Annotated in this window: 17 protein-coding genes; all 17 read left to right on the top strand. The window is 34.8% G+C overall.

The genetic code is table 11. The features are described 5' to 3' along the window. Positions 1-360: 360 nt before the first annotated feature. The 17 genes from AC0L7T_RS15545 (at position 361) to AC0L7T_RS15465 (ending at position 18,096) form a co-directional block, all read left to right on the top strand. On the top strand, positions 361-1,809 hold the full coding sequence (locus AC0L7T_RS15545) for an MBOAT family O-acyltransferase (RefSeq protein WP_473336328.1): 1,449 nt from the start codon (positions 361-363) through the stop codon (positions 1,807-1,809). Between the two features lie 8 nt (positions 1,810-1,817). Further along, on the top strand, positions 1,818-2,705 hold the full coding sequence (locus AC0L7T_RS15540; RefSeq protein WP_473336326.1) for a hypothetical protein: 888 nt from the start codon (positions 1,818-1,820) through the stop codon (positions 2,703-2,705). A gap of 340 nt (positions 2,706-3,045) precedes the next feature. Further along, complete coding sequence (locus AC0L7T_RS15535; protein ID WP_473336325.1) at positions 3,046-3,606, top strand: hypothetical protein; 561 nt, start codon at positions 3,046-3,048, stop codon at positions 3,604-3,606. Between the two features lie 360 nt (positions 3,607-3,966). Then, complete coding sequence (locus tag AC0L7T_RS15530) at positions 3,967-4,764, top strand: class I SAM-dependent methyltransferase (RefSeq protein WP_473336323.1); 798 nt, start codon at positions 3,967-3,969, stop codon at positions 4,762-4,764. A 376-nt stretch (positions 4,765-5,140) separates the two neighbouring features. Further along, the gene (locus AC0L7T_RS15525; RefSeq protein WP_473336322.1) at positions 5,141-5,890 is read left to right on the top strand and encodes a hypothetical protein; all 750 of its coding nucleotides are present in this window, start codon (positions 5,141-5,143) and stop codon (positions 5,888-5,890) included. Positions 5,891-6,602: 712 nt separating this feature from the next. Next, the gene (locus AC0L7T_RS15520; RefSeq protein WP_473336320.1) at positions 6,603-7,439 is read left to right on the top strand and encodes a DUF4437 domain-containing protein; all 837 of its coding nucleotides are present in this window, start codon (positions 6,603-6,605) and stop codon (positions 7,437-7,439) included. Positions 7,440-7,488: 49 nt separating this feature from the next. Beyond that, the gene (locus AC0L7T_RS15515) at positions 7,489-7,740 is read left to right on the top strand and encodes a hypothetical protein (RefSeq protein ID WP_473336318.1); all 252 of its coding nucleotides are present in this window, start codon (positions 7,489-7,491) and stop codon (positions 7,738-7,740) included. Between the two features lie 20 nt (positions 7,741-7,760). Further along, a complete protein-coding gene (locus tag AC0L7T_RS15510; protein ID WP_473336317.1) occupies positions 7,761-8,030 on the top strand; it encodes a UBP-type zinc finger domain-containing protein in 270 nt (89 codons plus the stop codon). Between the two features lie 12 nt (positions 8,031-8,042). Continuing rightward, the gene (locus tag AC0L7T_RS15505) at positions 8,043-9,689 is read left to right on the top strand and encodes an FAD-dependent oxidoreductase (RefSeq protein ID WP_473336316.1); all 1,647 of its coding nucleotides are present in this window, start codon (positions 8,043-8,045) and stop codon (positions 9,687-9,689) included. Between the two features lie 14 nt (positions 9,690-9,703). Beyond that, positions 9,704-10,570: an AraC family transcriptional regulator gene (locus AC0L7T_RS15500; protein ID WP_473336315.1), complete on the top strand. Its 867-nt coding sequence runs from the start codon at positions 9,704-9,706 to the stop codon at positions 10,568-10,570. Positions 10,571-11,165: 595 nt separating this feature from the next. Next, positions 11,166-12,161: a zinc-dependent alcohol dehydrogenase family protein gene (locus AC0L7T_RS15495; RefSeq protein ID WP_473336312.1), complete on the top strand. Its 996-nt coding sequence runs from the start codon at positions 11,166-11,168 to the stop codon at positions 12,159-12,161. A gap of 280 nt (positions 12,162-12,441) precedes the next feature. Beyond that, positions 12,442-13,410, top strand: coding sequence for a hypothetical protein (locus tag AC0L7T_RS15490; protein ID WP_473336311.1), 969 nt, complete (start codon positions 12,442-12,444; stop codon positions 13,408-13,410). Between the two features lie 75 nt (positions 13,411-13,485). Beyond that, positions 13,486-14,283 carry an SDR family NAD(P)-dependent oxidoreductase gene (locus tag AC0L7T_RS15485; RefSeq protein WP_473336309.1) on the top strand — a complete coding sequence of 266 codons (798 nt, stop codon included), beginning with the start codon at positions 13,486-13,488 and terminating at the stop codon, positions 14,281-14,283. A 158-nt stretch (positions 14,284-14,441) separates the two neighbouring features. After that, positions 14,442-14,861, top strand: coding sequence for an antitoxin Xre/MbcA/ParS toxin-binding domain-containing protein (locus AC0L7T_RS15480; protein WP_473336307.1), 420 nt, complete (start codon positions 14,442-14,444; stop codon positions 14,859-14,861). A 2-nt stretch (positions 14,862-14,863) separates the two neighbouring features. Beyond that, entirely contained in the window at positions 14,864-15,319 is a 456-nt protein-coding gene (locus AC0L7T_RS15475; protein WP_473336306.1) for an RES family NAD+ phosphorylase, read from the top strand. Positions 15,320-15,976: 657 nt separating this feature from the next. Beyond that, a complete protein-coding gene (locus AC0L7T_RS15470; protein WP_473336304.1) occupies positions 15,977-16,741 on the top strand; it encodes a hypothetical protein in 765 nt (254 codons plus the stop codon). Between the two features lie 257 nt (positions 16,742-16,998). Further along, positions 16,999-18,096 (top strand): hypothetical protein, encoded by a 1,098-nt coding sequence (locus AC0L7T_RS15465; RefSeq protein ID WP_473336303.1) that lies wholly within the window; start codon positions 16,999-17,001, stop codon positions 18,094-18,096. Positions 18,097-18,176: the final 80 nt, after the last annotated feature.

The raw sequence follows: 18,176 nt of genomic DNA, 5'->3' as shown, positions 1-18,176 counted from the left end.
TTTTTTTTTAGAGGGAGTTAGATTAATGAATCGCGGAATGGAAGGCCTCAACAAAAGCACCCTAGACCAGCTAACTTGAACCATACAACGGTCCATCCTACAAATCCGTCGCTGTTTTGTCGACTCACAGCACACACTTACAGCGGTTTACAGGTGAATTTTATCTATTTCCATTAAAACCCCAGTACTCCACTTGATTCCTTGTCCGAAATCCTTAATTTGATAAAGGAAATAAGCAGAAGGAATTGGGTGCATAGTCCATATCTTCGCAAATCCCCAGCAAAACATAGCTATACAAAAATGTTGTGCATCATTCAAAAAAAACCTATCATTGCAAATTTAAAATTCACATAAAACTAAATGCTTTTTAACTCAATAGACTTTGCTATATTTTTACCAATAGTTTTTATACTTTATTGGTTTGTAACAGACAACAATTTGAAACTGCAAAATTTTCTTATAGTTGCAGCTAGTTATTTATTCTATGGTTGGTGGGATTGGAGATTTTTATCGCTAATTCTATTTAGTACTGTTGTTGATTATACCATAGGTCAAAAACTAAGAACAGAAGGAAATCAAACCAAAAGAATAATTTTACTTTGGACAAGTATTTTAGTTAACCTTGGGTTTTTAGGATTCTTCAAATACTACAACTTTTTCCTTGACAACTTTATAACTGCATTTTCATTTTTTGGAACTGAAATAACAGCCCATACCTTAAATATAATTTTACCTGTTGGTATTAGCTTTTATACTTTCCAAACATTGAGCTATACAATTGATGTTTATAAAAGAAAATTAGAACCAACAAAAGACTTTATTGCATTTTCAGCATTTGTTAGTTTCTTTCCTCAATTGGTTGCTGGTCCTATTGAAAGGGCTACACATTTGTTACCACAGTTTTACAAAAAACGTACTTTCGATTATTCAAAAGCCATTGACGGAATGCGGCAAATACTTTGGGGCTTATTTAAAAAAATTGTTATTGCAGACAATTGTGCGGAATTTGCCAATCAAATTTTTAATAATTCAGCAGATTTAAACGGAAGCACATTAGTTCTTGGTGCTTTATTCTTTACTTTTCAAATTTATGGAGATTTTTCAGGTTATTCAGATATAGCAATTGGAACATCTCGACTTTTTGGTTTTGATTTAAAACAAAACTTCAATTTTCCTTACTTTTCTAGAGATATAGCAGAGTTTTGGAGACGTTGGCATATTTCGCTTAATACTTGGTTTAGAGATTATTTATATATCCCCTTAGGAGGTAGCCGCGGTGGTACTTGGATGAAGGTTAGAAATATTTTTGCTATTTTCATAGTCAGCGGCTTTTGGCACGGTGCAAATTGGACATTTATTGTTTGGGGTACATTGAATGCCATTTACTTCTTACCACTATTATTAACAAACAACAACCGTAATAATGTAGAGACAGTTGCTAAAGGTAAATTATTTCCCAGCATAAAAGAACTCTCTTTTATGTTATTAACGTTTGGTTTGACTGTTTTTGCCTGGATATTTTTTAGAGCAGAAAATATTGAACATGCAATAAGTTACATTTCTGAAATATTATCACCTTCTCTTTTTTCAGTACCAAAATTTTATGGAATGAGAACAGCCTTAACAACAATAATTCTTATTGCAATTTTTGTTTTAGTTGAGTGGAAAGGAAGAGAAGGAGAATTTGCAATTTCCGATTTGGGGTTAAAATGGAAACGCCCTCTAAGATATTTAATGTATTATGCCATTATCATTGCAATATTTTGGTTTGGTGGAAAAGAACAACAATTTATTTACTTCCAATTTTAATTAATATCATGAAAAAATATATAATTAATACTTTTTTCTTTATTTTACCCTTATTTATTATTCCAATATCAATATTTCCTCTTGATAAATATATTTTAGAAAAAAATATTTCATCAAATAATAATGTGGTAATTATTGGAGATTCTCACACAGAAACCGGAATCAATGATAATTTAAATGCCCAATTATGGAACATATCTCAGTCAAGTGAAACATATTTTTTCTCATATTATAAATTAAAAAAAATTATATCTAAAAATAAGGCTACGAAAATTGTTTTGGGTTTTTCACCACATAATTTGACATTTTTCCAGGATGAAAAAACATATGCCTTAAATGGTTCAGAACGTTATATTGATTTGTATCCAAGATATTTTTTAAGTTTAGGTAGGGATGGCATTAATAACATTTATGAAAATTCAGAAGGTAATTTTTATTCCATATTAAATTTAATTTTAAAAAATAATATTGAAGCAATCATAGCAAACAAGAATGCATACATTGGTGAATATCGAGAATCGATAAAATCAAATTTAGATACTGGATTAATTAACGATAAAGTAAAAAGCCATTTTTATAATAATGACGGAAACATTTATAATATAAGTAATGTTCAAATTGAATATTTGAATAAAATAAAGGAATTATGTAATGATAACAACTTAGACTTTTACATTGTGAATTTACCAGTTTATGATAAATACAAATCTCAGATACCTAAGAAATTTATCGAAGTTTATAATAATTTAGTAATCCAACTAAAAAGTGATGGGGTTAGGTTTTTAGACTATTCATCTATTACTTTACCTAAAAAATATTTTGGTGATGGAGACCATGTAAATTCGTTAGGTGCTGAAATAATTACTCAAAAATTAATAAGGGATTTGAACTTATAAAAAAACAAAGCACGAACGCACAACAGTGGTGTGCCACGAAGCCGCGGTAATCAAGTAGGTGAAAATCCTAACTAAATATTTTGATGTTCATTTAGAACAGCTCCCGACAGTTAAACCCGTGAGCGTTACACTGAAGCTCGGTAGGCTCAAATGTGCCAACTAAAAAACGAAAGCGTGAATCCATAGTAGCTTCGAGAAGTGTATCTGTAGTTGAGGAGTGTTTTGATGGTCCCAAATCCTGGAATGTTGCAGGACTGATAGATTACTTTTTATTATTATCTTTAAGTACCAATAAGTTTAATTATCAGGCTCTAAACTATTAGTCCATTTAAAAACAGAAATGGAAAAACTTAAAAAGACAGAAATAATGATATTGGCAATTCTCTGGACATTGTCATTGACCACCTATTCAATTGCCTTGTTGAATAACTATGTTCTTTATAATTCTGACTATCTTGGCTTAGCAGGACTGACAACAGTGACTTTAATTGCATATGTCAAACCCGAAAAATCATTTCAAGGTGTCTTGATAATACTACTATTAGGACTGTTTAACTTGTTGTCTTTTGTATACTTTTTTAACGTGGTTCTGTCCTTTGGATTTTCCTTTTTGGTAACCCCAGGAATCCAATTGATTTCGCTAACAATGTTAAGTATTTTAGTGATTAGGAAACGAGGAAAAGTAGGTCAATTCTACCGGGAAATATTAGGACAAACTGAAGAAGAGAAAGAACAATCAAGGCTGAATGCTCAAAATCGATTTAAACTGAAATTTAAGCAAATGTCGGACATGGAAATAGAAAATAAGCTTCAACAAGATTTAGTTCCGGAAGCAATTTCTGCATTGAACGAAATAAAAGAAGAAAGAAAAAACGCACAACAATTACCAAACATTTTATAACCCGAACAACCAAATCGGACCCTGAGCCTGTCGAAGGGGTCGATTTGGAGGCTAACTATTAGGCTACCTATGGGAAGAATGGGTTTTCCCTTTTTAATTTTTAAGCGTTGAGAGATTTAAAAATGTAACTGGATTTAATAGGGCCACTGCAGCACAGGTTCATTGCTATTTGTAGCCCATTTTTTAGAGTTTCCATTAAAACTTTAGTATATCCAGTGGGTTTCTTGTCCGAAATCCTTAATTTAAGATAAAATAAGTACACAGAGTTGGTTGCATAATCGATATATTATCAATTCAATAGATAAGCATGTTTATTTACTGATGTACCAAAAATTAAAACTAACTAATAAAATTAAAATTATGGAAGGATCAAATTATCAAGTTATTCGCAAATATGAATTAGATACTTGGACAAGATGCTCATCAAGTTATAATGAAACTTGGGCTACTTTAACCAATGAAACACTTCCATTATTAATAAGTAAGACAAATGTTGGTGGCAATGTTACCGTATTAGATATTGGTTGTGGTGCTGGAAACTCAACTAGTAAAATTAGTGAAACGGGAGCAAAAGTTATCGGAATAGATTTTTCTCAAAAAATGATAGACGAAGCCAATTCAGCCTATCAGAGTATCGTATTTAAACAATCCGACGCCGAAAATATTCCACTAGAAGACAATTCGATAGATGTTGTAATTGCCAATTTTGTTGTGCATCATTTTGCAGAACCAAATAAGGTTTTTAAAGAAATATATAGAGTTTTAAAACCTAATGGAAAATTTGCTTTCGCAGTTTGGGGAGCCAATGAAGAACAAAGTTCATTAGGATCTTTTTTTCAAGCTTTCGCTAATCATCACGAAATGTCTGAACTGCCTCACGGACCGCTATTTGGAATAACAGCATTTGAAACGTATAATAAACTTATTACGGAGGCTAATTTAAAAAATTTCAAATTAGAAAAATGGGATACTAATTGGAACATGGATTCTCTTAACCCGCTAATTAATGGATGTTGGGATTGGGGGAATTTACACTTATTCCCTGAAGATAAACAAAAGGATATTAAAGATGATTTAATTAAAAATTGTGAATCCTATAAAAAAGGAAAAGGTTATTCATTTCCGCATTCTGCGATGATAGGATATGCTGAAAAATAAAAACACTTGGTAAAACCTAAGTATCCTCACACCTAAAACAGGCCCCAAATCGGACCCTGAGCCTGTCGAAGGGTCCGATTTGGGGGTAATTGGTGGGTATTTAAGGGGATGGTTTTTCCCTTTTAATTTTTAAGCGTTGAGCTATTGGAATATTTAACTGGATTTATAAAGGCCACCTAAGCGCGCACTTATAGCCTTTTGTAGACCTTTTATAATAGTTCCCATTAAATCTTTAGTATATCCACGTGATTCCTTGTCTGAAATCCTTAATTTGATAAAGAAAAATAAGCAAAAGGAATTGTTTGGTATACATAGCGGATATATATATGCAACTCCTTAGGATTTTTATTATTAATGTTATGTAGCTGTTCTTACAATGAAACACATTCTGATCATATTGACATTTTTAATTTCAGTTTCGGCAATGTCTGAACCCTGGGATAAAATGGTGAATGAATTAACAAAACAACGAAATTTAACAGAACTTATAGATGTTAAATCTAAATTCTATTCACGGCATAACGGAACACAATTAACTAGAAGTATAGATTTTGGATACGAACACACAGTATGGGAATTTGACTTTGTCCACGGCGCCTACTCAACGGATTTTAAACTCTTAATAATTTCTGCAAATGATAGAATTATATTTGGTAAACTTGAACGGCTTCATTGGAGAGGAGGATCGGAAGAAACTTATTTGTTTTCGGTTATAGAAACGGAACTGCAAAATATGGTAAATAAACACAATGATTTTTATTCAACTGCCTATAAGGTTGATCGATTCATGAATGAGTTGACGGAAGAATTCTATTTCTCGTTAGGATGTGGGGAGACTGCGAGTAATCGTCCTAAACAAGCTGATAAAATGCTGAAATGGGTTAATTCAAAAAATATTACGAAGTTGAGTGAATGGCTTAGCTCCCCGAACTTTGAACTTCAAGCCTATGCTGTTGAGGGCATAATGCGAATTGAAAAAGCTGGTTTATCTGTACCTGAAAAACAGAAAAATATTTTAGAGCATCTTTGCAATAGAAACAGTATAGTAATTAATTGTGCAGGATGCTTAATGGGACTTGAAACCCCGATTAACCAACTACTATTCGAACACAGAAATAGAAAATAGCCGGTACATAATAGGAACAATGAATGAATGTGGTTTCATTGGTCAGGATTTATTTGTGGGGGTTGGAAAGTTCACCACAATTGATAAATATGAAACAAAACTTGGCTATGTACTAGCGGTAAGGTTAATGATTTCTAATCCCCTGGTCATAGTTAAACGTTGTGTGGCATTAAACGGATTATTATTAAAGTAAATATTTTTTCTTTGTTTATTATTCTCAGCCATAGCCTCTTCTCTCAGAACACTAAAGAGTTTAATAAGATAAGACCTTTGAGTCAATTTGTTGGATATTACAATGTGGCTGTCAATTATTGACAGAAAATTTGAGCCCTATTCATGTGGGAAATTGAACTACACTATTTTTTATAACGAAAGAGATCTTCCAGAGATCAAAGAAAGCGATACGACAGCTTGTGAATACCTTATTGAGATTTGTGACTAATTTCTATCTTCCCATATCATAATTAATTAATAAAGGTAGTACTATCATTTTTGACCGTTATTGGATAGATAAATTACTATACTTAATTTTGATACTATAAAAAATATAGTATTTAAAAATCAACCCATTTTGAAAGCAATGATAATGGAGGAATATACGGCAAATGCAAGATTTGAATTCCAAGAAGTTGAGAGGCCCACTTTAAAAGGCGATCAAGTTATTTTAGAAATATTTTAGATTAATTATTTTGAGTATTATAAATAAATCAAAATGAAAAAGCAGATTTTAATGGCATTTGCCATTGCAACAACGTCTTTTGCAGGCGCACAAACACCAACCACGGATCCGGTAAAATCACAAAACGAGGTATTAACCGCAGATAATGTAGAATGGGGTTGGTTAAATCCGCTACGTGGAGATAAAAGTCCCGCTGCAGGAAAATTGTGGGGAGACCGTACAAAAAACGAAGCAGCAGGATTTTTAGTAAAATTCAATAAGGGTTTCTCATCGCCACCACATATTCACAACATTACCTATCGTGGAGTAGTAATTAAAGGATTATTGCACAATGATGATGAACAAGCAGAAAAACAATGGTTGTCAGCAGGTTCATATTGGCAACAACCAGCAGGAGAAGCGCATATTACCGCGGCAGATGGCGAGAAGAATATGGCTTTTTTAGATATTCAAGAAGGTCCGTATTTGGTACAAGCTACATCTGACGCTTTTGATAATGGTGAGCGTCCAATTAACGTAGATAAAACCAATATGGTTTGGTTAAATGCAGATGAAATTCAATGGGTTGCAGATAAAAGCAATGTTGAAACTGCATTTTTATGGGGAAGCCACAAAGAAAACCAATTACGTGCAACGCTTTTAAGATTGCCAGCAGGCTTTAATGGAAAAATCAAAAATTTGAGTCCGAATTTTAGAGCTGTAGTTATTTCTGGAGGAATATCCCATCAATTTTCTAAAAAAGGAGCTAAAAACCAGTTAGACGCACCATCCTATTTTGGGGCTGAAGACAATGGAACTTCAATAATTTCAACAGAAAAAGAAACAGTTATTTACATTAGAAGTAACGGTGAATTTGAAGTGAAGGAATGATGAAGAATATAAGTTTCATGTTTAGTTTAGTTACTTCAGTTATAGAGGCATGGACGATAATTACTTAAGCAATGTCTTGGGAATCCGTAATGATGAAAACGGTGTAATCTGGATGATTGATATGGTGCAACGGAATAAGGTTACGCCTAAAATCGTGGGTTGGAATACAAAAACCGACAAATTAGAACGAATTTATTATTTGCCGGAATCAAGTGTGCCAACAATTTCTCAGCCAAATGATAAGATGGTAGCTACTAAGAACGGAAGTGGTAAGTATCAAGTTCTTTCGCTAAATTTATAAAACACCAAAAAAGGGTTACAATGCCAAAAAATTCTTGCAAGCATATCACTGATATCTCAGAAATTAAAACAGCCAATGAACTTGTTTGCGAAGAATGTGTAAAATTGGGTGATGGTTGGGTACATTTGCGCCCATGTAAGGAATGTGGTATTACGCTTTGTTGTGACAATTCTAAAAACAAGCATGCTACAGCTCATTATCATATCACCAACCACCCGGTTATTAGTTCGGCAGAACTTAATGAAAGGTGGCTTTGGTGTTATGCCGATAAAGTTTTTGTAACCTATTAAACCAAACCATTTATGATAGATTCTAAATATCCGGAGTTAACCGACCTACAAGTTGATAAACTTAAAACCTATGGCGAAGTTGAATTTTACAGAGAGCCTACGGTGGTGTTGGATTTTGGTGATCAGCATTACGATTTTTTTGTAGTACTCACCGGTGGAATTAGAATTATAGATCCTGATAAAAAAGAGGATAGCATTGCCATCCACAGAAGACATCAATTTTCGGGGTCTAGTAGTATTTTGTCTCATAGAACGGTGGGTGTTTGTGGCGAAACATTAGAAAACACACAGCTTATAAGAATAAGTCCCGAAAAATTAAAAAGTGCCATTGCTAAATTCAGTGATATTAGCGACGTGCTTTTAAACGCTTTTTTACAACGTGAAGATGCACTTAAAAATAACGTACAAGGCATAAAACTTATTGGTTCTGAACACTCTAATGAAACTTACGCCATTCGCGATTTCATGGATAAAAATGATATCTGGTACAATTTTATTGATTCTGATAAGGAAGAAGGATTGGTACAAATGTTAGCAACTTTCAATCTTAAGGAATCTGATTTACCTGTTCTAATCAATAGTCAGAATGATATTTCTATTCGTCCGTCTATAGATGAAATTGGAGAATGTACAGGTGTTCGTCTACAGTTAGATGATGAAGTTTACGATGTACTGGTAGTTGGTGCAGGCCCGGCAGGATTGGCAGCTAGCGTGTATGCAGCTTCAGAAGGACTTAAAGTGTTGACCATTGATAGCAACTCCCCGGGCGGACAAGCCGGTAAGAGTTCTAAAATTGAAAATTACCTAGGCTTTCCTACAGGAATTTCCGGTAGGGATTTGGCGAATAACGGCTACATACAAGCACAAAAGTTTGGTTGTACCATTTCTGTACCGCATAGGGTAGAAGGCATAGAGCGAAAAGACAATTATTATCAAATCAGTTCTAGCAACACTTCTATTTTAAAAGCTAAAACAGTAATTGCGGCTACAGGTGCAGCCTATAGAAGGTTACCGCTAGAGGGTATTGAAAAATTTGAAGGTTCCGGTATATACTACAGCGCAACCTCTATGCATGCAAATATGTGCAGGAATAGTGAAATTGGTATTGTGGGCGGTGGTAACTCAGCGGGACAAGCGGCATTATTTTTGGCTAATTATGCGCATAAAGTTTATGTAATTATTAGAAATGAGGACATAGGTGCCAAAATGAGCGATTACCTGGTACAGCGTATTATTGCATGTGAAAATATTGAAATATTGACTGGTAGTAACGTGATAAAAGTTGAAGGAAGCTCCTATTTAGAAAAGGTTGAAATCAAGAAAAATGAGACCTTAGTTGAAAATGATATTGGTTATCTTTTCACATTTGTAGGAGCAAAGCCTTGTACAGAATGGTTAGATACTATTATTGATACCGATGCTAAAGGATTTGTACATACGGGACTTGCCATTTGTGATAAGGCTTTAAATAGTGAACCTGAGTATAGTCAGAGAAAGCCGTATACTTTTGAAACTAGTTTACCGGGATTATTTGCTGTTGGAGACGTACGCTCAGGTTCTGTAAAACGTGTAGCTTCTGCCGTTGGTGAAGGCTCTATTGTGGTAAGTGATATTCATAAATTTCTGGCACAAGACAAATTTGCTACTACCGCAAATTAAACCATCTATGCAGTATGGCACGGACTATCATTGAAAACATTGTTATTGCTCAATACAAAGACCAAACCTTTTTTGAGTTTTGTCAGTATACTACCATTCGCTTTTTTGAAATTGTATATTTTGAAAAAGGCACCGGTACCATAAAAATAAATGGTAAGACTGTAACCTACGCTCCCAACAGTTTTTTTGTATTTATTCCTGATGATATTTATATCCTAAACCCCGAAACTGCCACTTCAACCATTGCGATAAAGTTTTTAAAAAGTTTTTTTAAAAATACCTCCTTGCAAAATGCCAATCTGCCTGTGAACGATTGGTTTCGTAAAATCGAGGAGATTTTGAATAGCGAAAGTCATCAGCTTCGGGAAATGCAGTTTGAAACCGATGCTGATAGGTCTCACCTAGTTTCTTTAGTAAATATGGTGGCTACGGAATACCTGAACAAGCAATCCTTCGATATATTTATCATTCAAAATTCACTTTCCGTTATTCTACATCTTATTACCAGAAATATTCAATTTATAAACACTTCAGAATCCGTAAAAGAAGTAAAATCATCTAAAATTCAGCAAATCATAAATTACATTCATAGTAATATTTACAGTTCAGAATTGCTACAGACCAAAAGCTTGGCCGATGAATTTCATATGGCCGATAATTACATTAGTGAATACTTTAAAAAACATACGGATGTCTCTTTAAAGAAATACATCATCAACTACAAATTGAAGCTGGTGGAAACCCGATTAAAATATACCGATTTACAGATTTCGGAAATCGCAATAGAACTCGGATTTACAGACTCCAGTCATTTGAACAAAACCTTCCAAAGTTATAAAGGAATGACGATAGGCGCTTACAAGGCTAGTATATCGGCATAACTATTCCTTAAATATTTTTTAAATTCCGTACTAGCATCGATTTTTGAAAATCGACGTTTTTACTGACCTTTTAATTTCATCCGCCTAAAAAACTACCATTAACCTCATTTTTTACTAAAAGCACTTTGTTTTTTACCCATTTGAAAGTGTATGTCCTAGATACCTTTGTCTTGTAATAAATACGGAACAAATATCAATTAAACATACCATTATGAATTACAGGAACTTTCAAACATTCACAGCAGAACAAAAGGAGCAATTTTAACAGTATACATCAACTTGAAACAAGTCAAGGTACTGGGACAATAAATGGTAGCTGGTTTAAGCAGTCTTTGTTTGCGATTAGAAGGCGACAAAATCATAAAAGTAGTGGTCTTTGAATCTTCAAATGGAATTTGACCATGAAAACCCAAAGAATTGGGAACAAATGGTCCTGGATATTCAAGAAGCGAATTAAAGGTGCTCTGCACTCTACGCCATACGCAAATCGCCTTTCGCTTTTTTGTGTCAAGCGGGTTGCGCCCAACGAATAACGAATAAAATAAAATCTCAGTTAAAAGGCTAGAGATCAAAATATAGACAATTAAAAAACAAAATGAAGAAGGAAATGAAAGCAATGCTTATAAACAAGTACGGAGAAAATGGAACTTTCGAAGTTTCAGAAATAGCCAAACCAGAAGTAAAAGCAAATCACGTTCTAGTGAAAATAGCGGCATCTAGTGTCAATACTATTGATATGATGATTAAAAATATGGGAGCCGATTTACCATTATCCCCAGCTGCACCAGCCTTATTGGGTATGGATTTTTCAGGAACAGTAGAAGCTGTAGGAGAAGGTGTAGAAGGTTTTGCCGTTGGAGATAAAGTGTATGGTTGTGCCGGCGGCTTAGCAGATTTACCCGGTACATTAACAGAATACATTGTTGCAGATAGCAAACTTGTAGCCCACAAACCAAAAGGATTAACAATGCGCGAAACCGCAGCATTACCTTTGGTATCCATTACTGCTTATGAAGGTTTAACAAGAGCAGGGGTGAAAGCTGGTCAGAAGGTATTGATTCACGGTGGTTCCGGAGGTGTTGGTCACTTAGCAGTTCAATTGGCGAAGTACTGTGGAGCAGAAGTTTTTGCAACAGGAACGGGCGACAAACAAAAAGCTATTGTTGAAAAATTTGGCGCTACGTTTATTGATTTTATGACGGAAAAAGTAGCAGATTACACCTCGGAATATACCGATGGTGGTTTTGATGTAGTGTTTGATACCGTTGGTGGTCCAAACCTTATTAATTCTATTGAGGCAGTCGCCCTAAACGGACATATCTCTACAACCGTTTCTTTGTTGGAAATCGATTTAACGCCGTTACACTTTAAAGGAGCATCATTACATGTGGTCTTTATGCTAATCCCGATGTTGCATAATTTCAAAAGAGAAAAACACGGTAATATTTTAGAAAAATTAGCTGAAATTTCTAACGAAGGTCACTTAACTCCAATTGTAGATGAAAATCAATTTTCATTAGAGCAAGTGGGTGATGCCTATGCACATTTAGCCAGTGGTTCAGCCATAGGTAAAGTTGTAATTGAAAACTAAATAGTAGTTACAAAATCATGCAGCAGATTAGCGTTGCACACGCTAAATATATTGATTAATAAGTTTTGTTGAATGCCCCGGAAATGGGGCATTCTTAGTTTTATAGGCTAAACCTTGAAATTTACCGAAACAACCGTTTTTACTACCAAAAAACTACTGCTCTTCAGGCTTAAATTTGTAGTGTAATTAGAAGTTTTAAAAAGAAGTTAATAAGGAGCAGCCATGTACACAAAACTGCAATATTCAATAAAAGTAGTTTTTGGTTAAAATCAATTAAATTATGAAAACAATGACAAATACAGATACAAGTGCACTCGCAAAAGCCCGTGCCCTAACCCTACCTACTCTTGAAGCCGCGTTAATCCGTGAGCCTTCTGTCTCACAATTTTGGAACAGTAACCGAGAGTTACTCGAGGAGGCCTGGCGCGAATGGGAAATTGAAAACAAAGACCATTTACTGGTTCCCGATGAAACGCTGCTTGACCCGCGTTTGCGCCAAGCTATCAATGAAGCGTGGGAAAACCCGGAAAAGGAAAATGATGTGGCCGATTTATGGGAAGAAATTATTCCCGGGGTTTATTCCGCGCAGTTTTTCGACCTAGAACGCCTAGCGGAATTTCGCAAATATTTAGAAGCTACCGTAGATTCCGAAATTCCTAGACGTGCCCCTTATGGCATTCAATTGAATCGTTATGGGGTTATGCTAGATCCACGCTCAGAAGGCCACCTTGCAGCACCTAATTTTCAGGCATTTTACAGCGAAATTATGAACCGCTATATGCGTCCGGTTGCCCGTTTGTTGCTTGGTACTTATGGCTATGATAACCAAACATTTGGTTTTTCAATTCAGTACAATCCCGATAAAGATAAAGATTTGCATGCCCATACTGATGCTTCTGCTGCTACCCTGAATATCAATATAAACTTACCTGATGAAGAATTTACAGGTTCACAAGTTGATTTTAATGATAGATTCACAGGCAAAGTTGTTCAAACTATTTTTGAACCAGGCAAAGCAATAATTCACACCGGAAAAGTACCACACGCTACACACCCGATTACCAGCGGACAGCGCAGTAACTTGGTCGTTTGGCTGTACGGAGACCGTATGCAAATACCACGAGGTGGTTCAAGTAGTTATGGTAGTCTCGATAATTCAGCATCTAAAGTTGTTGCAACCGAAAACCTCACGGCTCGCCAACGATGGAGTGTACCCAACAGTCCTAAGGATAGCTTTGCCCCGTTTTAAAAAAACATAAATTTGAATTATTGGCAGAAATTATTTTACCAATAATTAAATATAAACCATTCAAAAGTTAAAAAAATGAAACATATATTAATTACAGGAAGTACAGATGGAATTGGAAAGCTTACTGCTTTTAAATTAGCTAAAGAAGGCCACACTGTTTATGTACACGGAAGGAGTGAAGTCAAAGTAAGGGGATTGGTAGCAGCAATTAAAGTAGCAGCTAACAATGAAAATATTTATGGGTTAGTAGCCGATTTTTCAGATTTAGAGGCTGTAAAAAAGCTAGGTGATCAAATTAACAATGGTATTCCAAAAATTGATGTGCTTATCAATAATGCCGGGATTTTGAAAAGTCCTTTAGATAAAACTAAGGATGGATTTGATATCAGAATGACTGTAAATTTTTTAGCTCCTTTCTTATTAACAAATGTCATTCTTTCAAGCATTAAAAAGGCCAATGTACCTAGAATTATCAATTTAAGTTCTGCTGCACAAGAAAGCGTTTCAGCGGCTGTTTTAAGTGGAAAAGAACGAGTGGCAGACAATAACAGCTATGCACAAAGTAAATTGGCATTAACGATGTGGAGTATGCATTTGGCAAAACAAGCGCCGGAAATCACAGTCATTGCTGTAAATCCGGGCTCATTATTGAATACAAAAATGGCGATTGAAGCTTATGGTCAGTATTGGTCACCGGCAGAAAAAGGGCTAGATGTGCTTTATGATTTAGCACTTTCAGAAAACCATAAAAATAATTCAGGGAAGTATTATGACAATGACCAAGGAGATTTTAGCCTCGCCCATCAGGACGCATATAATCAAGATAAGATCCATCAATTGATGGTTGAAACGAACAAATTATTGAAGTTATAGATGCCTACCTATTCAAAAGCAGCAAGCAAAGGCAAACCAACAGTCGGATTAGTATTACCTAAAGAGACATATAATAGGGTTGCCCGACACCATTAAAAAAAGCAATTTTACACCTATTACCCTGTAATTTTTCGTATCTTAAACAAAAGAGTAACGGTATGAATTCAACTAAAGATTCAATAATAGATATTCCTGAGAAAATTTCCGATAGTCAAGTGGTTACCTATATACATTCAGGAGATTTGGGAACAAAACAAGTTAAATTCTTCAAATCCTTGGCTCATTCAAGCGATAAAGTCATTTCTGAATGGTTTGATGTGAGTGAAAAAACTTTCCATAGTTACAGAACCACTACCGCTAAATTGAATATAAATTTCAAAGAAAAATTACTTTTATTAATATCCTTGTACAAACTAGGAGAAAGGGTTTTCGGGTCCAAAGAAGCTTTTAATGATTGGTTGGGAAAACCTAATTTTCATTTTAACAATAAACGACCTGTAGATTTTTATAAAACCATATCCGGTATTAGATATATTGAGGACAGATTAACCGGAATGTTATATGGAGATAATCCTTAATTATGGAAGTATACAGGATTTCACACATTGATTACTCAAAAGTATTATCAAGTTCTGGTTCACCAAGCAGGTGGAATTATGAGGATGAATTTGTTATTTACACAGGTTCTTCTAGGTCATTATCAACATTAGAGTTAATTGTTCATAGAAATTCCATTAAAAAACTTCCTGATTATGAAATGATGATCATTTCAATAGCTGATGAAGATGATTTATTTAAGCAAATTCCAATCAATAAATTACCGGCAAATTGGCGCTCCTTTGAATCCTACTTCAAATTACAAGAAATAGGTTCAGTATGGTATAAAAAACAAAACTCCTTGGTACTGAAAGTACCTTCTGCGGTAGTACCAAAAGAGTACAATTATATTATTAACACAAAACACCCTACCTTTAAAACGAATGTCCTATTGGTAAGAAACGAAGAGTATTTTTTTGATGAGAGATTATTTGAATAAAAATTGTAATCTTTAACTAAAACGCCTATGACCGTCACTTACGGTCCCTGAGCCTGTCGAAGGGGCTGGTTAATAGGATAACTATGGAGAATGAATTTCCACTATTAATTTTTAAGTGTTGAGCTATAGGAGAAAGTATGCTATTATGATAAACTTGTTAATACAAAAGGCAAACTTATAGAGCATATTATATCTCTAAACGACGAGGATCATTTGGCTTCAATATCAAATACGTTAAGTCAATTAAGTGCAGCTGGAACGATCGAATTGTCAGAAGAAAGAAAGCAGGAGCTAAAAAATAGAAGCACAGCAATTAAAAAAGGCAATTTCACGGCTAAGGAAGAGTTGGTAACAAGGTTTAGCAAATGTATTGAAAACATTTTGTCAAGCCTTACGATTTATTCCAAGTATAGGGGCCAATATATTGGTTGAGATGGACTTTCTCGTACATGCTCTTCATTTCAAATATTTTAAGGGTGTTTTTACACTGGCGACTTTACTTTTATTTTTCTCTCACACTGTTAAGGCAAGCCTACGCATCCTACACTCATAACTATTTGTAGCTCATTTTTATTAGTTTCCAATAAATTTTCAATGTCTCCACTGGATTCCTAGTCCGGAATCCTTAATTTAACGGGGCATTAAAAAAGCGAAAGAATGAGTCATTTATCAGCTATAGGATTTGACATTGATAGTGAAGAGGAATTTTACAAATTGGCTAAAAAAGCTTATGCAAAGGCTAGCTCGATTAAAACTGATAAAGGTACTTATTTTCAGTATTCAGATACTTCCGGTGCAGAGCTTTGGATACAAAGCAATAGGAATCATGAATTGATAGGTGTTAAACCTCATTATAATGGAATTAGTAAAAGAACTGTTTGCTTAACAGCCTCCCTTGATAGGAAGGAAAGCGAGTTAGATGGAGCATTTCATTCATGGGCCGACCCAACTGAACCAGGCAATCCTGTAAGTGGGGTGTATCCATTTGTTTTTGATGTTCCAAACCATAAATCATTGGGAAGTATAAAGTTTCCACAAAGCATAAAAATACAGCTCTCTGCATTTGCGCAGGACATAGATTATTATGAAAATGAAACAGCATTTGAGCAGGGGCAAGACGGTGGCGTAAAATGGTCAACTCAATCCTTTGTGCCGAGTGGATTATTCAATTCTAATGAAAACCCTGAGGTCAATACACCAGAGGCTTTAGGAATTATTACCGGAACAATTAAACAATCAGAGAAGAAATTAAATGATCTAACAGGTCAGGAATTTCAGTGGATGCTTGTGGATACGCTGGGAGGAGAAATAGATGTACTTGCAGATTGGGGATTCTTTTCGACCGAACCAAAAGTAGGCGGAATAGTATACGGTCAATTTTGGCTATCAGGACAGCTTTTGAATATTCCCGAATTGGTTTAGAAAGTGAAAGCAAGCAGTATTATAAATTGTCTATTTTTAAGGTGATAATCCTGAATTTCATGGTCCACCCGGTTGATTTAGGAAAAGAATGGACGATGTATAAGTAGTTTTGGGGCTATAAATAGCTGTTTATTTCGTGTCTGCTTGAGGACATTTTAGGGGATTTTCTTGGTTAGTTATTTTTTACTATATTGGATGCCAAATCATCTAATAAATCATTTAAAGCAACATTCACCTAAACTTTAACTGAAAACTCAATGAGCGTTAAATTATCTATAATAATTTTATTAATTGCAAATGCTACCATTGTATATTCCCAAAATATGCCGTATCCGCCAAGTCCAGTTGTTAAAAATATTGAGTTTGACTGGTCTACCCATATTAGTCTAGCGCCTGGCAGCGATAACTGGCCAATTACATGGGCTGATGATAACAAGCAATACACCGTTTGGGGAGATGGTGGTGGATTTGATGGCACCAATAAGCTTGGACGATCTAGTATTGGGGTAGCGCGTTTAGAAGGGAATTGGGATGATTTTAAAGCTTTTAATGTATGGGGAGGGCATAATAGTGAGAATAATAATAATAATTTAATTGCTAAAAGTTACGGTATTATTAGCATCGATGGAATCTTATACATGTGGTGTGGTATGTTTCAAACCGATGAAGACCAATTTGATCAAGCAAAGATTGCCTATTCTGATAATCACGGTGCGACATGGGAATTTGTAGATTGGAATTTTACTAGGGAAGAAGGAATTATGATGCCAACCGTGTGCAATTTTGATAAAAACTATGAAAATGCTAAAGATGATTTTGTTTACACGTATCTAATACGTTTTCAATCTTACGAAGGGCCTGATAATTATGAAGATAAAGTAGATTGGTTAAATTGTCAAAAACCCGGACTCATCGATTTAGCCAGAGTTCATAAGGACTCTATACTAGTGCAGAATGCGTATTCATTTTTTGGGGGCACCAATAATGATAAGCCAATATGGACAAAAAATTTAAACGAACGACTACCTGTCTTTGAAAACCCTGACGGTGTTGGTTGGAGCATCAATGTGAGCTATAACTCAAAACTTGAAAGGTATTTTTTGACAACAGAACATACTGAAACTCATCGAGGGAACCTTGGCATATTTGATGCGCCAGAACCATGGGGACCATGGACTACTGTTCTTTATGACAATTCATGGGGAGAAGGATTTATTCCTTTGAATACATTTTATTGGAATTTTGCAAATAAATGGCTAAGTAAAGACGGCAAAAATTTTTCCTTGATATTCACTGGGCGAAAAGAGAATGATTCATTTAACCTAATTAGAGGAAAATTCATCACTGACAAATAGAAAAGATTAGGTTAATTGTGTTGAATAACCTAAAGCTTACAACCAGTTCTGGCCTTTCGTGAGTGCATCTTATACATTTC

This window comes from Cyclobacterium sp. 10D3-21, from assembly GCF_055809755.1.
This window is presented reverse-complemented; position numbering and strand designations above follow the sequence as displayed.